This window comes from Conexibacter woesei Iso977N (assembly GCF_000424625.1).
In the GTDB taxonomy this organism is placed as follows: Bacteria; Actinomycetota; Thermoleophilia; order Solirubrobacterales; family Solirubrobacteraceae; genus Baekduia; species Baekduia woesei_A.
This window is the reverse complement of record NZ_AUKG01000002.1, coordinates 546,291-563,148: the sequence shown is the minus strand read 5'-3', so window position 1 is coordinate 563,148 and position 16,858 is coordinate 546,291. Positions and strand designations below refer to the sequence as shown.

General features: G+C 71.2%; 14 protein-coding genes and 1 tRNA gene. 6 read left to right on the top strand and 9 right to left on the bottom strand.

All coding sequences use genetic code 11. The features are described 5' to 3' along the window. Positions 1–35: 35 nt before the first annotated feature. A complete protein-coding gene (locus H030_RS0114980; RefSeq protein WP_027006698.1) occupies positions 36–3,734 on the top strand; it encodes a hypothetical protein in 3,699 nt (1,232 codons plus the stop codon). Between the two features lie 90 nt (positions 3,735–3,824). Here H030_RS0114980 and H030_RS32430 read toward each other — a convergent pair whose 3' ends face one another. After that, on the bottom strand, positions 3,825–5,036 hold the full coding sequence (locus tag H030_RS32430; protein WP_051222771.1) for an MFS transporter: 1,212 nt from the start codon (positions 5,034–5,036) through the stop codon (positions 3,825–3,827). Beyond that, the gene (locus H030_RS0114970; RefSeq protein WP_027006697.1) at positions 5,036–5,458 is read right to left on the bottom strand and encodes a MarR family winged helix-turn-helix transcriptional regulator; all 423 of its coding nucleotides are present in this window, start codon (positions 5,456–5,458) and stop codon (positions 5,036–5,038) included. Before H030_RS0114970 ends, H030_RS32430 begins: the two co-directional genes overlap by 1 nt. 95 nt (positions 5,459–5,553) lie before the next feature. Between H030_RS0114970 and H030_RS0114965 the strand changes: the two genes are divergently transcribed. Next, positions 5,554–5,880: a hypothetical protein gene (locus H030_RS0114965; RefSeq protein ID WP_027006696.1), complete on the top strand. Its 327-nt coding sequence runs from the start codon at positions 5,554–5,556 to the stop codon at positions 5,878–5,880. Here the strand turns inward: H030_RS0114965 and H030_RS0114960 are convergent. Continuing rightward, the gene (locus H030_RS0114960) at positions 5,852–6,235 is read right to left on the bottom strand and encodes a VOC family protein (protein WP_027006695.1); all 384 of its coding nucleotides are present in this window, start codon (positions 6,233–6,235) and stop codon (positions 5,852–5,854) included. The genes H030_RS0114965 and H030_RS0114960 overlap by 29 nt on opposite strands. 197 nt (positions 6,236–6,432) lie before the next feature. Between H030_RS0114960 and H030_RS32425 the strand changes: the two genes are divergently transcribed. Continuing rightward, positions 6,433–8,799, top strand: a complete 2,367-nt coding sequence (locus H030_RS32425; RefSeq protein ID WP_196809140.1) for a Coagulation factor 5/8 type domain-containing protein — start codon at positions 6,433–6,435, stop codon at positions 8,797–8,799. Between the two features lie 4 nt (positions 8,800–8,803). On the opposite strand, the gene H030_RS32420 is transcribed toward H030_RS32425, so the two are convergent. The 4 genes from H030_RS32420 to H030_RS0114930 form a co-directional block, all read right to left on the bottom strand. After that, complete coding sequence (locus tag H030_RS32420) at positions 8,804–10,396, bottom strand: hypothetical protein (protein WP_035127743.1); 1,593 nt, start codon at positions 10,394–10,396, stop codon at positions 8,804–8,806. Between the two features lie 380 nt (positions 10,397–10,776). Beyond that, on the bottom strand, positions 10,777–11,271 hold the full coding sequence (locus H030_RS0114940) for a hypothetical protein (protein ID WP_027006694.1): 495 nt from the start codon (positions 11,269–11,271) through the stop codon (positions 10,777–10,779). A gap of 27 nt (positions 11,272–11,298) precedes the next feature. Further along, positions 11,299–11,730 carry a BLUF domain-containing protein gene (locus H030_RS37185; RefSeq protein WP_051222767.1) on the bottom strand — a complete coding sequence of 144 codons (432 nt, stop codon included), beginning with the start codon at positions 11,728–11,730 and terminating at the stop codon, positions 11,299–11,301. A gap of 110 nt (positions 11,731–11,840) precedes the next feature. After that, positions 11,841–11,913: transfer RNA gene (locus H030_RS0114930), tRNA-Gly, on the bottom strand. A 69-nt stretch (positions 11,914–11,982) separates the two neighbouring features. Between H030_RS0114930 and H030_RS32410 the strand changes: the two genes are divergently transcribed. Genes H030_RS32410 through H030_RS0114915 form a run of 3 tightly spaced genes read left to right on the top strand, consistent with a single transcriptional unit; the run spans position 11,983 to position 13,814 of the window. Then, positions 11,983–12,573 (top strand): TlpA family protein disulfide reductase, encoded by a 591-nt coding sequence (locus tag H030_RS32410; protein ID WP_155892062.1) that lies wholly within the window; start codon positions 11,983–11,985, stop codon positions 12,571–12,573. Next, positions 12,570–13,046, top strand: coding sequence for a cytochrome c-type biogenesis protein CcmH (locus tag H030_RS0114920; RefSeq protein WP_027006693.1), 477 nt, complete (start codon positions 12,570–12,572; stop codon positions 13,044–13,046). Before H030_RS32410 ends, H030_RS0114920 begins: the two co-directional genes overlap by 4 nt. Positions 13,047–13,058: 12 nt before the next feature. Then, entirely contained in the window at positions 13,059–13,814 is a 756-nt protein-coding gene (locus H030_RS0114915; RefSeq protein WP_027006692.1) for a cytochrome c biogenesis CcdA family protein, read from the top strand. Between the two features lie 369 nt (positions 13,815–14,183). Here H030_RS0114915 and argS read toward each other — a convergent pair whose 3' ends face one another. After that, positions 14,184–15,836 carry an arginine--tRNA ligase gene (gene argS, locus H030_RS0114910; RefSeq protein WP_027006691.1) on the bottom strand — a complete coding sequence of 551 codons (1,653 nt, stop codon included), beginning with the start codon at positions 15,834–15,836 and terminating at the stop codon, positions 14,184–14,186. Then, positions 15,833–16,852: a potassium channel family protein gene (locus tag H030_RS0114905; RefSeq protein WP_027006690.1), complete on the bottom strand. Its 1,020-nt coding sequence runs from the start codon at positions 16,850–16,852 to the stop codon at positions 15,833–15,835. Before H030_RS0114905 ends, argS begins: the two co-directional genes overlap by 4 nt. Positions 16,853–16,858: the final 6 nt, after the last annotated feature.

The following is a 16,858-nucleotide window of genomic DNA, read 5'->3' as shown; positions in this document are numbered from 1 at the left end:
TGTTCCCCAGTCCCCTCAGGAGCTCCTCCACCATCATGTCGTTCCTCAGAAGGCTCGCGCTCTCCGCGCTGGCCACCACCGGTCTCGTGGCCGCCGCCGCGCCGGCCGCGAACGCCCAGCATCTGCAGGGCGGGTTCTTCACCGTCTCGACCACGGCCGACGGCCACCTCAAGGGCACCTTCACCTACCTGGAGCGCATCGCCTGCGGCTCCGGCGGCGTCGGCTCCCAGAGGTCCATCCTCGGCGTGTCGGTCAAGAGCCCCAACGGCGAGACGCTGAGCGTGTCGCCCATGGGCACCGCGACGGTCTGCCGTACCGACGAAGCCGTCTACGAGGCGCCGTTCGACTACAACATCTCCGGCAACGGCCCCGTCGACTCCTCCAACCAGCAGTTCCAGAACGGGACGCCGGACGGCAACTGGACGATGGACTACCGCAACGGCAACCGCGTCGGGGGCATCGTCAACTACTCGAACTCCATCAACGGCTACGTCCACGTCACGGCCCAGGTCCGCAAGGTCACCGGCCAGACGTCCGCCGCGCCCGTGCTCGGCTCCAACGCCGCGACCGGCATCTCGGTCATCCGCCAGGACCCGCAGAACCTCAACGCGTCGGACCCGGACGGCGGCACGCTGACCTACTCCACCGCGCTGAAGACCAACCCGACGAGCGACCCCAACGTCTTCACCGACGCGGACTCGCCGGACACCAACATCATCAACGTCGACCAGAACGGCGTTCTGACGATCCCGAACGCCTCGTCGCTCCTCACCGGCAGGTTCTACGTGTACAAGCTGCGCGTCACCGACTCGCAGGGCGACTACGCCGACCGCGACGTCCTGGCTACAGTCGCGCCCGCCGGCCAGGCGCCGCCGGACATCCACGGCCTTGACACGTCCTACACCGTCAAGCCCGGCGAGACCAAGGTCATCAACTTCACGGCCGACGACACGTCGACCTCCCCCAACAACGTCACGCTCTCCCCCGCCGGCCTGCCGTCGTGGGCGACGCTGACCCAGACGACCGGCAACCCGGCCACCGCGACGCTCACGCTGTCGCCCCCGGCCAACCTCCCCAACATGGTCGCCGGCATCAACGTCGACGCGACCACGGTCGCCCAGACGCCGCTGACCTCGACCAAGACGGTGCGCGTCGCCGTCCAGGCCCCCGGCACCACCGTCTCCCCGAACGCGCCGATCACGCCGCAGACCCCGGCGACGACGCCCACGACCACGGCGCCCGCTCCGGCCGTCGCCCCGATCGTCCCGGCCGTCCCGGCCTGTGAGAAGAACTACGCCTTCGGCACGGTCAAGCTCGTCAGCTCGACCTGCTGGACGATCGAGAACGGCCTCGACGGCAAGCCCGTCCGCTGGACCTCGACCGGCACCGTGAAGGTCAACGGCCTGCCGATCACGCCCGCCAAGGCCGGCGCGAAGCTGACCGTCACGCTCCCCACGACCGCCCAGCCGCGGCCGCGCGTGACCGACGACAACGCGACCATCGCGATCACGCAGTTCACCATCTACTCGGGCAGGATCGACTGGCTGCTGCCGACCGGCACCGCCAGCGACATCAGGACCGTCGGCGCCGGCTCCACCAAGGTCGCCGACGACGACGGCATCCGCGTCCTGCAGACCGCGCCGGTCGCCGGCGCCGCCTCGCTGCTGGGCCTGAGGCTCCGCGGCAACATCGCGATCAAGGTCGGCAAGGACGACGACGGCAACTACTTCTCGGCGCTGCCCCTGACGATCGAGATGCCGTCCACGTTCCGGACCGGTCCGGATGTCAACGCGGGTGGCGTGACCGCCAACGCGTCGCTGAAGATCGACGACAAGGGCACGCACTTCGACGGCCTGCGCCTGATCGCCAGGGAAGTCTGGATGGGCAAGCTCAAGGTCGAGGAGGCCTGCCTGAGCTACGTCCCCGCCGGCGGCGTCGGCGGCGAGCAGTGCGAGGCGCCCGAGCTCGACGGCAAGCCGTACATCACCTGCAACTCCGACACCAACGCCAACCGCTGGGACGGCAACGCGGTCATCGTGCTGCCGACCAAGACCGAGACCAAGCTCGCGGCCTTCGGCGGCGTGTCCAACGGCTCGATCTCCAGGCTCGGCGGCTACGTCGACAACCTCGGCAACAAGGTCCCGGTCGCCACCGGCGTCTACCTGAACCGCGTCGGGATCGGCCTGTGCCTGAACCCGCCGCCGTTCAAGCTGCGCGGCGACGTCGGCGTCACGGTCTTCCCGACGCCGAAGGAGAACCTGCTCAACATCAACGGGCACATCCTCTACACCGACGCGTTCAACGGCCACCCGTGGTCGCTGGAGCTCGGCGGCTCGGTCGCGGTCTTCGACAAGATCATCGGCCAGGGTGACCTCGTGATCCGCCCGACGGGCGCGCTCGACTTCGACGTCGACTCGTCGCTGTCGCTGCTCGGCGTCGTGTCCGTGAGCGGCCACCTGGAGGGCTGGCTGGAGACCTCGACCAAGAAGTTCAACATCGAGGGCTACGGCCGCGCCTGCCTGACCGCGATCTGCGCGAAGGCCGACGCGATCGCCTCGTCGACCGGCATCGGCGGCTGCGCCACGATCGCCACCATCGTCTACTACTACCCCGTTCGCGCGTCGAACTGGAAGTGGTACGCGCCGTGGCGCATCAACTGGATCCGCGGCGAGATCCCGATCCGCTCCGGCTTCGGCTACAGGTGGCACGCGTCCGGCGTGAACATGCTCGGCTCGTCGTGTGACTTCGGGCCGTACCGCGCGCAGCGCACCGCGGGCCTCAGCGCCGCCGGCGACCGCAAGCTGCACGTGTCCGCCGGCACCCCGGCGATCGCGCTCCAGCTGGTCGGCGCCAACAAGACCGCTCCGACGGTCACCCTGCACGGCCCGAAGGGCGAGACGCTGAGCGTCCCGGCCGACAAGCCGAGCGCGCAGTTCAAGAACGGCTCCATGATCATCAAGAACTCCAGCGACGGTTCGACGAGCGTCATGCTCGTGCAGCCGAGCGCCGGGACCTGGACGATCTCGACGCCGCAGGGCAGCCCGCGCATCACCGCGCTGCTGACCTCGCAGTACGAGCCGCCGGCGACGGTCAATGCCAACGTGCACGCCGTCAGCGGTGGCCTCGATCGGATCAGCGCGGCCTACACGCTGCCGGCCGGCGCCAAGCTCTCCTTCGTGGAGAAGGGCAACGGCGTGCAGCGCACGCTGGTCGACGGCGTCTCCGGCAAGACCTGCCCGGGCGCGAAGGCGTCGCCGGACGGTCGCACGGTCCTGTGCAAGACGGTGGACTTCCGTCCGTCGTCGGGCCCGGGTGGCAAGCGCCAGATCATCGCCGTGGTCGAGCGTGACGGCCTGCCGCTGTCGCAGAGGGTCGTCGCGACGTTCGCGACGCCCAAGCAGCAGCTGCCGGCGACCCCGTCGCACTTCCGCATGGTCCGCTTCTCCCAGTGGGTCGTGGCCGCGTGGAACCGCAAGGGCGACGCCGACCAGTACAGCGTGTCGGTCAGGACCGGCAACGGCCGCCAGTACGGGAAGATGATCTCGGGCAGGTGCTCGGCGATCGCGCTCCCGATTCGCAACGGCGAGGCCGTGCGCGTGTCGGTCGCCGGGGTCCGCGAGGACCTGGCGGTCGGCGCCCGCAACCGCGGCGCGCTGAGCGCGACGGCGAAGCGCTCCGGCGCGCTGCCGCGCCTGCCGCGCAAGCAGTGGGTGAAGCGCACCGCCTGCCGCTAGACCGCAGGATGTAGGACAACGGCTGACCATGAGGCCCCGGCGCTGAGCAAGCGCCGGGGCCTCGGCCGTTCTTGGGGTCGTTGCTTGGGCCTACGCCGCTTCGAGGACCCTGGAGCGCTTGCGGGCGCGGCGGGTCTCCGCCTCGTCCTCGCTCTCCAGGAGGCCGCGGCCGAACAGCATCACGACGAAGCCGACCGCCACCGCGGCGGAGCCGACGTAGAGCGGCGAGGCGGCGTTGACGTGCTCGCTGAGCTTGCCGGCCAGGAACGGCGCGATCGCGCCGCCCGCGAAGCGCACGAAGTTCGTGCCCGACGCGGCGATCGAGGTGTCGGTCGTCGAGAGGCCGAGCAACATGTTGGACAACGTCGCGTTGGCGACGCCGAGCACGAGGCCGGACGCGATGATCGCGACCACCATGATGGTCTTGTCGTGGATCGCCAGGCCGATGACCAGCAGGTCAATCGCCAGCAGGACGAACGTCGCGGCCAGCAGCGGGATCCGCGGGAAGCGCTGGGCCAGCGCGGGCGCGCCGAAGATCGCACCGAGCGCCACGAGGACGCCCCAGGCGAAGAACACGGCGCCGAGCTCGTGGACGCCGAGGTCCAGCGGCAGCGGCGTGTAGGCCAACAACATGAAGAACCCGAAGTTGTAGAGCAACGCGACGACCGAGCCGACGAGCAGGCGGTGTTCCGTCAGCGCCTTCAGGGGCGCGACGAGGCTGATGCGCTCCGCCCGGGGCGCGGGCGCGGTCTTCGGGACGCCGGAGAAGATCGCGATGAACGAGATCGACATCAGCACGGCGACGCCGAAGAACGGGATCCGCCAGCCGATCCCGCCGAGCAGGCCGCCGACCAGCGGACCGGACGCGATGCCGACGCCGAGCGCGGACTCGAACAGGATCACCGCGACGGAGACGCCGCCGCGGGCCTGGCCGACGATCGTGGTCATCGACGTGGAGATGAACAGCGCGATGCCGAGGCCCCAGCCGGCGCGGAAGGCGACGACGGTCCCGACGCTGGAGGATGCGCCCGCCGCCGCGGAGCACACGACCACGAGGATCAGGCCGACCAACATGGTGTTCTTGGCGCCGATGCGCGAGGCGGTGAAGCCCGCGAGCAGGTTGGCGACGCCGATGATCGCGAAGTACGAGGTGAACAGCAGCTCGACCTGCGAGGGCGAGGCGTGCAGGCCCTTGGCGATGATCGGGAGGATCGGGTCGACGAGGCCGATGCCCATGAAGGCGACGACGCAGGCCAGGAGGACCGCCCAGACGGCGGCCGGCTGGTGACGGAGGCGGTCCATCAGGCGGCCAGGAGGGTGTCGAGGGCGGGCAGGGCCTTGGCGATCGCGACGCGCTCGCGGGCGCTGAGCGCGCCGAGCCGGGCGGCCAGGGCCTCGGCGCGGACGCCCGCGCGGGCCTCCAGCGCGTGGCGGCCGGCGGCGGTGATCTCGATCAGCGTGGCGCGCGCGTCGACCGGGTCCGGGTGGCGCGTCACGTAGGCGTCGCGCTCCAGGCGCTGGACGAGCTGGGTCATCGACGGCTGCGCGACCGATTCCGCGTGGGCGAGCGCGGAGATCCGCTGCGGCCCGTCCTCGCGCAGGCGGGCGAGCGTGGCGGCGGCGGAGCGGCTCAGGACGGTCGGCGCATCGCGGGAGATCAGCCACCACAGGCGGCTGACCCGCTCCTCGAGCCCGGCCGCGAGGACCGCGTCGGGGGCTTTCATCAGGGGAGAGGTCACCCCATATACATAGCGTGCCTAAGCACGTCCCGGCGGTCCCAAGTCGTTACGACGGGTGGTCCTGGGTACGTTGCCGCGTCATGAGCGACACGTCCTGGCGGGCCAACTACATCACCTCGACCGCGCGCGCGGTCGGCGGGCGACTGAAGGTCGAGGGCGACACGGTGAGCTTCCGCGCCCACGCGGTCGACCGCGCCCTCGCGGGCAGGTCGTGGTCGGCTGCGCTCGACGGCGTGACGGTCTCGGTCGCCCCGAGGCGCCCGCTGTCGCACCTCTTCCTCGCCGGGCTGCGCCGCCAGCTCGTGCTGTCGAGCGACGGAGAGGACCAGTACTTCATCGTCAACCACGTCGACCGCGTGGCCGAGGAGATCCAGGCGCTCAGGGCGCGAGGATCAGCTGCCAGCTGACGCCGAAGCGATCCTGGACCCAGCCGAAGCGCTCGGCGAAGTCGTAGGCGTCGAGGGGCATGAGGGTCGTGCCGCCGTCGGCGAGGAGCTGTGCGAAGGCGGCGTCGAGGGTGTTGGTGTCCTGGAGCTCGACGGTCAGGGAGATCGCGGGCGTGAACGTGAAGGCGTGGCCGGGGTGCGCGGAATCCTGGAAGGTGACGTCGCGGCCGGCGATCCGGGCGTGGGCGTGGAGGATCGTGTCGTCGGGCGCGCGGCGGACGTTGGTGACTTCCGAGTCCGGGAAGAGCGCGACGTAGAGGTTCATCGCCTCCTCGGCGCGGCCCGCCTGGGCGCCGACGAAGAGGAGGCTGGGCATCAGGTTCGCCATGCCTGGCGACGCTAGCCGAGTTGGCGCAAGTATTGGGACCCGCGTGCGTTCCTCACCCCATGGGGAGAGGTCCGGTGTACGTGACGACGGCTGCGGTGGTGGCCCTGATGTGGTGCGTTCTGGCGGGCGCAGCGGGGGCGCAGACCGCGCAATCGCGGTACTCGCTCGTGAACGGGTGCTACGCGGTGACCGCGGGCGGGAAGGCGGTGCCGGGCGCCGACCGGGTCCGGATGCAGGCGACGGCGCTGGGCAAGTACCTGCTCTACACGGCGGACCGCAGGTTCGTCGCGGCGCATCCGGACGGGACGGTCAGCGCCGACGGCGCGCCGAGCGAGTGGGCCGACTGGGAGGTCGCGGAGTCCGGGCACGGCGCGTTCACGATGGCGCCGGTCGCGGGCGATGCGGCCGAGACGCTGCGCGACGTGCGGTTCCGCGCCGTCAGCGGCTGCGCCGACTACCCGGAGGCCGAGCTGGACGCGTCCGGGACGCCGTCGAGGGGCTCGACGTCGTACGGGTCGGTGGGCGGGCTGCTCGAGGGTCACATGCACTGGATGACCTACCAGTTCCTCGGCGGGCGCTTCCACTGCGGCAGGCCGTGGGACGCGTACGGCATCCCCTATGCCTTGCCCGACTGCTCGTCGATCGAGGGGCCGCAGGGGCTCGCGGCGCCGATCCAGAACTTCCTCAACTACGACAACCCGCTGCAGCCGCACGACACGGCGGGCTATCCGACGCTGGCGTCGTGGAAGCCGACCAACCTGACCTACGAGGGGACCTATTGGAAGTGGGTCCAGCGGGCGTGGATGGCCGGGCTGCGGATGATGGTCATGAGCCCGAACGAGAACCGGATCCTCTGCCTGCTGCAGACCAACCGCGACACCAACTGCGACGAGATGGGCACGGTCCGGCGGTCGCTGCAGGCGATCCACCAGCTGCAGGACTACGTCGACGCCCAGAGCGGTGGGCCGGGGCGCGGGTTCTTCCAGATCGTCACCGATCCGGAGGACGCGCGGCGCGTGATCAACCAGGGCAGGATGGCGGTGCTGCTGGAGGTCGAGGTGTCCGAGCCGTTCGACTGCGCGGGGACCGACGGGCGCTCGACGTGCGACACGGCCAAGGTCGATGCGGGGTTGGACGAGCTCTACTCGTTGGGCGTGCGGTCGATGCTGTTGTTGAACAAGTTCGACAACCCGCTGGTCGGCGTGCGGTTCGACAGCGGGCCGGTGGGCGTGCTGATCAACGCCGCGAACTTCGCGAGCTCCGGATCGTTCTGGAGCGCTCAGACGTGCACTGGGGCGCTGCACGACAACGACATCTACTCCCCCGCGCCGTCGGTGACGGGGGTCGTGGGTTCGTTGTTGTCGTCTTCGGGACTTCCTGGTGGTGTTGCCCCGGTGGCGCCGCCGGCGCCGAACTGCAACACGCGCGGGCTGACCGATCTGGGTGCCCACGTGGTCGAGCGGATGATGGACAGGCACATGATCGTCAACCCGGACCACATGTCGCAGTCGGGCGTCGCTGCCACGTTGTCGTTGTTGGAGCAGCGGGGCTACAGCGGCGTGATCTCGCCCCACGGCTGGATGGATCCGGGCAACTGGCCGCGGATCTGGAGGCTCGGCGGGATGGCGTTCCCCGGGCACTCGGAGGCGTCGGCGTACGTCAAGCAGTGGCAGGAGTACCGGCCGAAGGCGACGCCGTACGCGCTGGGCTGGGGGTATGGCGCGGACCTCGGCGGGCTGAGCGAGCAGCCGGGCGCGAGCGCGGACGGTGGGATCACGTACCCGTTCAGGTCGATGGACGGCAAGGTGACGTTCGATCGGCAGAGGACCGGGTCGCGTGTCTTCGACTACAACACGGACGGGGTCGCGTCCTACGGGCAGTACGCGGACTGGTTCGCGGATCTGGCGAAGACCGGCGGCGCGCCGTTGGTCAAGGACATGTGGAACGGCGCGGAGGCGTACCTGGAGATGTGGGAGCGGACCGACGGGGTGAGGCCGTCGGCGTGCGACCGCGGGTCTGCGATCAGGGTCGGGGCGTCCTGGACCTCGCTGCTGAGGTCCGCGGGCCAGCCGCAGCAGCGCGACCGGGCGTGGTCCTGGTGCGCGTCGGGTGACGGGAACGACGGGCGCGCGGACGTGGCGGAGCTGTCGCCTGGTGGCACCGTCGAGCTGGCCGGGTCCAACGCGTCCGGACGGAGCGCCGGCGGCGTGTCCGTGGGCGCGGCGGCGAGCGCCGCGACGCGTGGTGCGGAGAGCGCGGGCGGCGGCGTGTACTACAAGAACGGCTCGGCCTACATGTTGAAGGGCGGGACGGTGTCGGCCGTGGCGACGGCGTCCAGGTCCTTGTTGAAGGATCCGGAGGCGCTGGCCGCCGCGATGTCCCGGTTGGCGAGGGCGACCGCGACCCAGAACGCGCACCCGGCCTTCGAGGCGTCCGACACGCAGGCGGCGCAGGAGGCGGCGGGCACGCCGGTCACCGGCCAGCCGCTGGCGTCGCAGGGCGACTCCGCGGTGACCGCGGCGCTGGCGGCTCTGTGCCACCTGCAGTTGTAGGACTTCAGCGCGCGGGGGCGTGCCGCCGCTGGCAGCTGCGGCGGTACGTCGTCGTGCTCGACGCCCTCACCCCCACGCGGTTGGTGAACCGCGCGGTCGCGACGACCGTCCATGCGACGTCGCCCGTGCAGACCGACCCGGACCCGGAGAGCGGGAACGTCATGTAGGCGTCGGTGAACGGAACCAGCGTCGCGGTCCCGTTCGTCGGCTTGACCGTGTGCCACGCGCCGTGGGCGCCGCGGCGGATCCGGGCGGTGACCGTCGCGGTGCCGGCCTGGTTCGCGGAGACGTGGAAGCCGACGACGCGCTGCGTCGCCCGGATCTGGCCGGGGTAGGTGGTGAGCGTCGCTGCGTGGCGGCTCGGCGTTCCGGGCCGGGCGATCCGCCACAGCGTCCCGCCGGAGATGGTGTAGGCGTCGAACGCTCCGGCCGCGGTGCCGGGGAACCCGGCGAGTTCCGGCCCGGTCGCCAGCACGGTCCCGGCGGTGGCACCCGACGCGTCGCGCACGACGACGCCCAAGTACGGCGAGCTGCTGTCGCCGACCCAGCCGCGGACGAGCGCGATCGATGCGCCGCCCGGCCAGGCGTGCACGCCTACGTCGCCCTCGAGCTCCGGGCTCCCGGCGGGGCCGGACACCACGGGCAGCGTGGTGCCGTCGGGCCGCAGCCCGCCGAGCGTCCAGCCGTCGAGCGGGTTGGCCGCGTCCAGCACGACGGTGCCGTCGGCGGCGACGTCGAGCGCGACCGGTCCGGGATGGTGCTCGGTCCCGGCCAGCGGCGGCAGGTCCGGCAACGCGCTGCCGTCGGGAGCGACGCGCGCGATCCGGGTGTCGCTGACGGCGACCAGGACGGCCGAGCCGTCGGCCGCGACCGCGATCGGCGGGACGCCCGCGGGGCCGGAGCCGGGGACGGACACCGGGGCGCCGAACGCGGCCGCGCCGTGCGGGAGGGTCGCGACGCTCGCGGTCGTGGCGGGCGCGCCTGGTGCGGGCGCGCGCTGGAAGGCGACGGCCGCGGTCCCGTCGGGCGCGGCGGCGAGGCGGAAGCCGCTGACCGCGCCGTAGTCGACGGGCGCCGCTGCGGGCGTCCCGGCGGCGTCGGTCGCGACCGCGAAGAGGTGCGAGGTCGGCGCGCCCTGCGTGCCGGTCGTGAAGGCGATCGCGGCGCGGCCGTCGGCGAGCGCGACGGCGCGCACCTGGCTGACGCCGGCGCGGAGGTTGCCGAGCGCGACCGGCGCGCCCCAGGCGCCGTCCGGGCCCGCGGCGACGGTCTGGATCCCGTCGGCGGCGGTCACGACCGCCAGCCGACGCCCGTCGGGCCAGGTGACGACGGTCCCGCCCCATCCGGCTGCGAGCTGATGCGCGTGCTTGGGGTCGCCGGTGTCGAAGGCCTCGACATGCTGGCCGCCGGTCGTCGCGGCGAGGACCAGCGCGTGGCCGCCGGGCAGCGGTGCGGCGGCGAGCACGCCGCGGGCGCTCGTGGTCGCGACCGCGGTGGGGTCGCCGAAGCCGGCGTACCCGTCGCCGGCGACGGCGCTTCCGGGCAGCGCTGCGCCCAGCAGCACGGCGGTGACCACGACCCGCTTCACGATCCTCATGGCACTCAAACAGATCATCCGTGTCAAGGTTCCGCGGGGTCCCGACCGTTGCGATCGGCGGCGGCGAGGAGCATGATGCGTGGATGGCCACGCCGACGGAGACCGAGCCGCCGTTCCACGCAGTCGGCCTGCCCAGGCCGATCGCCTGACGGCGGCGACACGCCGTTCCACCTCGCCGGGCCTCGTACCGTCGCGAACACGGCCCTTAATGAGGCGGAGGCCTACCTATTGGTAGACCTCGGCCATCGGAAGATCAGGCTGGTGTGCTCGGGGGACGTTCATCTGCTGAAAGTCTCAGCCCTGCGGTCGCCGTCGCTGTCCGACCCGGTAGACAGTACTCGGTCTGCGCAACAAGTCCCGCCGTCTCGTAGTCAGAACAGCTAACCGGGCGCGTTGAGAGCGTCAGCGAGGCGGTCGAGCATCTGCTGCTCGCCCTCACTCACGCGCTGCGCGTGAAAGCCCATGAAGCCGCCTTCCTTCGCCGCGTTGGCGGCTGCGGTGGCGGCGGCCAGCAGCCACGCGCGCACGGCTGCGGCGTCCTCGGGGCTGGCCTTCGCGGTGAGCAGCTCGTTGACCGCGCGGAGCTCGTCGAGGATCTCGACGCCCGCCGTCGCTCCCTTGGCCGGCTTGAACCCCGACAGCGGGTTGTGGTGCTCGCGCGCGCCGGCTTCGACGTCGCGTGCGATCGCCGTCACCAGCTCGCCGCGGCCGCCGTCCTTGGCGTCGCCGAGCACGGTTCGCAGCGTCGCCGCCGTCTCCTTGAACGCCTCGATCGGGCCGCCGGGGTCCGCCAGCGAGATGGCCATGCCCGCCACGAATGGTGCCCGCTCGAGGCGAGCCCACTCCTCGTCGGTGAAGTCCGCCTTGGTCGTCATGGTCGCATTCTGCTCCCGCGGTCGCGGTCAGACAAGCGCCAGGGACTCCCGCATGAACGCCAGGACCGTCTCCTGCTCGGCCGTCGCCGGCGGCTCGTCGCCCCGGACGCTGACGATGACGCCCTTGGCCGTGTTGCTCATCAACCGGATGTCGGCGCTGCCGTCGGCGCCGACCTGAGCCATCGCCCAGCGGCCGAACGCACGATCGTCGATCGGGCGCTCGTCGAGCAGCGTCACGTTCTGGTGCCGAGGATCGCCGCTGATCGTCGCGTAGAGCTCCCGGACCACGCCGTCGTCGCCCTCGAGGACCTGCACGAACGCGCCGTCGGAGATCATGAGCGCCCCCGTGACGTCCAGGCGGCGGTTGTTGAGCCGTGCCGTCGCGAAGATCTCACCGAGCCCGGTGCGCCGTTGGCCGGAGCTGATGAGGCTGTGGCTGCGGTAGATCAGCTGGAGCATGCAGCCCTTGTAACAAGCCGGCCGCGCGCCGAGCAACAACGGCGGAGTCTTCCGGCCCTGCCGGAACGACGAAGGCCCCGGCGGGACCGGGGCCTTCATGGAAAACCTGAAGCGGGCGACGGGGGTCGAACCCGCGACCTTCGGCTTGGGAAGCCGACGCTCTACCAACTGAGCTACACCCGCACGGGTTGGGGCAGGATAGCGGAGGGGGCGTAACGGCAACGCAACGGAGGCGCGCAATACCCTGTGCGCGTGCCTGAGACCGCTGCGCCAGAGACTGCGAGCGAGAAGCGGAAGAAGCCCGTGGTCCCGATCGTCGTCGTGGTCGTTGCCACAGCGCTCGTCGCCCTGCTGGTCTATGGCGTGGTGCACGGCGGGCAGAACACGACGCTCGACGACGCCGTCAAGCAGGGCAAGCACCCGAGCGCGCCCGGTTACAACATGGAGCGGCCGGTTCTGAACGGCGCGGGGCAGAAGTCGCTTGCGGACTACAGGGGCCAGGTCGTCGTCCTGAACTTCTGGGCGTCCTGGTGTGAGCCGTGCCGGGGTGAGGCGCCGATCATGGAGAAGGCGCAGAGGTCGCTGACCTCCACGCATGCGGGCACCGTTCTCGGCGCCACCTACAACGACGCGCCCGAGGACTCCGCGAAGTTCGAACGCGAGTTCAAGGTCGCGTACCCGTCGCTGCGCGATGTCGGCACGGAACTGGCGCAGAAGTACGGCACGCGCGCGCTCCCGGAGACGTTCGTGATCGACAAGAACGGCAAGATCGTCGCGATCTCGCGCGGAGCCGTGAAGCAGTCGTGGCTCGACGGCGCGATCGCCGAGGCCGAGAAGGCGTGAGCGCCGTGCGTCGCGTCGTGCTGCTGGTCGCGCTCGCCGCCGCTGCGCTCGCCGTCGCGGTGACCGCGGCCGGAGCCGCCCAGCCCAAGACCTCCCTCAACGCCGTCGAAGCCGACGTCATGTGCGTCTCCTGCGGCGTCCCGCTGGCGATCGCCGAGTCCCCGCAGGCCGACGCCGAGCGCCGCACGATCAACTCGATGATCGCCCAGGGCCTGACCAAGAAGCAGATCGAGGACCGCCTCGTCGTCTTCTACGGCCGCAACGTCCTGGCGACCCCGAAGAAGTCCGGCTTCGGCCTCGCGGCCTACCTGATCCCGATCGCGATCGTGCTGATCGCGCTGATCGCCGGCGCGATCTTCCTCCCGAGGTGGAAGAAGCGCGACCGCGCGGGGTCACAGACCGACGACGGGCCGCGACTCTCCGACGAGGACGCCCAGCGCCTCGACGCAGACCTCGCCAACTACAAGCTCTAGCCCGCCCCGCCCTTGCTCGCTGCCACCAACCAGGTCGACACCACCGTCTTCGCGGCGTTCGCGGTCGGCTTCGTGTCGTTCATCTCGCCCTGCGTCCTGCCGCTCGTCCCGGGCTACCTGTCCGCGATCTCCGGCGTGAGCCTCGAGGAGATCCGCGGCGAGGATCGCCCGCTCGGCAAGATCCTCGGCCCGGCGATCATCTTCTGCCTGTCGTTCACCACCATGTTCGTCGCGCTGGGCATGAGCGCGACCGGGATCGGCTCGACGCTCCACGACCACCAGGAGACGCTGAACAAGATCGCCGGCTGGCTGATCGTCTTCCTCGGCGTCTTCTTCGTCTGCACGCTCTTCATCCCGCGCTTCAACCGCGAGTGGCGCCCGGAGGCGCTGATCCAACGCGCCGGCGCGGGCGGCCCGGTCATCGCGGGGCTCGCGTTCGCCGTCGCCTGGACGCCGTGCGTCGGGCCGACGCTGGCGTCCATCCTCGCGGCGGCGTCGACCTCCGACACCGTCGGCAAGGGCGGCCTGCTGCTCGCCTGCTACTCCGCGGGCCTCGCGGTCCCGTTCCTGGCGACCGCGCTCGCCTTCGACCGCGCCACCGGCGCCTTCAGGTGGCTGCGCGACCGCCACGTCTGGGTCACGGCGATCTCCGGCGCGATCCTCGTGATCATGGGCCTGCTGATCCTCTCCGGCGAGCTGACCACGCTCAACAGCAGGGCCCAGCACGCGCTGAGCGGACTGGGCCTGGACTTCTTGTACAACTTGTAACGCCGCCCGGCCGGCGACCGCGAGGGCGGCGCGGCGAGCGACCGCTACATCTTGGTCGGCGCAATCGTGCCGAGGAGGCCCTGGAGTTCCGAGCGCCGGCGGAGACTGGCAAACGTCGGAGGTGTTGCGACCGACGACGCTCGGTACCGCCAACGCCCGCAGCGGCGGGCGTGCGGCCGCGGAAACGACCGGTCGCGCCGCCACTGCGCCTCGATACCGCGTGTACCGAACGGCGGTGGAGACCGGCAAACGCCTGAGGTGTTGCGCCCGACGACGCTCGGTACCGCCGACGCCCGCAGCGGCGGACGTGCGGCCGCGGACACGATCGGTCGCGCTGCCGCTGCGCCTCGATACCGCGTGTATCGAGGGCTACATCTCGCCCGGCGCGCTCACGCCGAGGAGATCGAGCGCGCGGAAGATGGTGCGTTGGGTGGCGACGCTGAGGGCGATGCGGAAGGACTCGAGCTCGTAGGGCTCGGAGCCGACGACCTGGCAGTCGCGATAGAAGGCCGAGAAGGCCTGGGAGAGCTCCAGCGCGTAGGAGGCGATGCGGTGGACGGCGCGGCGGTCGGCGGCTTCGACCGTCTCGGCCGGCCATGCCAGCAGCTTCGCGATCAGGGCGCGCTCGCTCGCGTGCAACCTCAACCCGGAGGCCGGGAAGCCCTCGGCCAGCGCGTCGGCGACGCGCTCGTCGCCCGCCTTGCGCAGCACCGCCGCGATCCGCGCGTGCGCGTACTGCACGTAGTACACGGGGTTCTCGGAGGTCTCGCTTGTCGCGAGCTCCAGGTCGACCTCGATCGTCGTGTCGTGCGAGCGGTTCAGCAGGAACCAGCGCGCGGCGTCGACGCCGATCTCCTCGACCAGGTCGTCGAGCGTCACGAACTCGCCCGCGCGCTTGGACATCGAGACCCTCTCGCCCTTCCGGACGAGGTGGACGAACTGCATGATCAGAAGATCCAAGCGATCCGGATCCCCGCCCAAGGCGGAGAACGCGGCGCGCATCCGCCCGATGTAGCCGTGGTGGTCGGCGCCCAACACGTACACCATGCGGTCGTAACCACGCTCGCGCTTGTTCTGCGCGTAGGCGATGTCCGACGCGAAGTACGTGTGCTCGCCGGTCGACCGCTCGATCACGCGGTCCTTGTCGTCGCCGAAGTCGGTCGTCCTCAGCCACAGCGCGCCGTCGTCGGAGTACGAGTGCCCCTGCTCGGCCAGCACGTCGAAGCCGTGCGTGACGCCCGAGACGCCCTCGGCGTCGCGCTCGTGCAGCGACTTCTCGCTGAACCACACGTCGAACTCGACGCCGAACGCGTGCAAGGAGGCCTTCGCGCGCGAGACCATCAGCGCGACCGCCTCGAGGCCCACCTCTTCCACCGGCCGCGTCGCCGCGTCGTCGAGCTCCAGCGCCAGCGCGGCCACGTACTCGCCGACGTAGCCGTCCTCCGGCACCTCCTCCCCGTGCGCCCGCGCCTGGACAGAACGCCCGAAGTTCGCCACCTGCGACCCGAAGTCGTTGATGTAGAACTCGCGCGTCACGTCGTGCCCGACGAACGAGAACAGCCGCGCCAGCCCGTCGCCGTAGGCGGCGTTGCGCGCGTGGCCGACGTGCAGCGGCCCGGTCGGGTTGGCCGAGACGAACTCGACGTTGACCTTCTCGTACGGCGCCGCCCCGCCCGCGCCGTAGTCGGGGCCGGCGGAGATCACGTGGCCCAGAGCATCCAGGTACCACGTGTCGCTCAGGAACAGGTTCAGGAACCCCGGACCCGCGATCTCGACGCGGTCCAGCGACGCGCCGAGCTCCTCGGTCAGCGTGTCCGCCAGCCGCGCCGCGACATCGCGCGGGGCGGCCTTCATCGGCTTGGCCAGCAGCAGCGCCGCGTTGGTGGCGTAGTCGCCGTGGTCGGCCTGGCGCGGGCGCTCCAGCGTCGGCCGCGCCTTCGGCGCCTCGCCGCCGGCGGTCTGCGCGGCAGCGGCCTCGACCGCGGCGTGCAGCGCCTCGACAGGGGACGAGGAGGCGCTCACAGCGACGCTCCTCTGTATGTGTGCGTAGTTGCGAACAAGGTCTCGAGTCGGTCCATCGTGTTCGGGGTTCCCATCGCCATGATGACGTCCCCGACCCCCAGGACGGTCTCCGGTGCCGGCTGGGGCTCGAATCCCCTGCCGAGCCTGCGCAGCCCGACGATGAACGCGCCACCCCGGATGTCGCCCACGGTCTGCCCCGCGCCCTCGCAGCCCTCGACCACCGTGATCTCCTCGAAGCGGTACTCGGCGTCGACGTCGCGCACGCCGGAGACCTGCGGGTGCAGCGCGATCCGCGCCATCTCGGCCCCGCTCGACTTGTAGGGGGAGATCACCCGCGTCGCGCCCGCGCGGACCAGCTTGCGCTCGCTGTCCTCCTGCGCGGCGCGCGCGACGATCGCGATGTCCGGCGACAGCTCGCGAGCGGTCAGCGTGATGAACACGTTCTCGGCATCGGAGTCGACGCAGGCGATCACCGCTCGCGCACGCTCGATGCCCGCCTGGATCAGCGCGCGGTCGTCGGACGGCTCGGCCTCGATGAAGCGCACGCCGACGCCGCGCGCGTCCTCGCGGTTGGCCGGGTCGGCGTCGATGACGACGTAGCGCGCACCCGCGCCGCGCAGGTCCCGCGCGACCTGGCGCCCCACGCGACCGTACCCACAGATGATGTAGTGGTCGCTGGTCGCATCGATCATCTTCTGCATCCTACGCGCGGTCAGCAGCTGCGCCACGTGGCCGGCGACCAGCAGCTCGGTGACCGAGACCAACCCGTAGAACAACGTCCCGACGCCGAGCACGGTCAGGACGACCCGGACGATCTCGGACCCCGTGTCGCTCGACGCCGGGTAGGCGCCGGTGGTCGCGACGATGTCGAGCGTGTGCAGGAACGCGGTCCACGCGTTCAGCCCGTCGGTGATGACCAGCGCGATCGTCCCGGCCGCCAGCAGCGCGACGATCGCCAGGCCCAGGCGCAGCAGCCGGGCGACGAAGATCCGGAGCTCACGGTCGACCTGGCGCATGGTCCC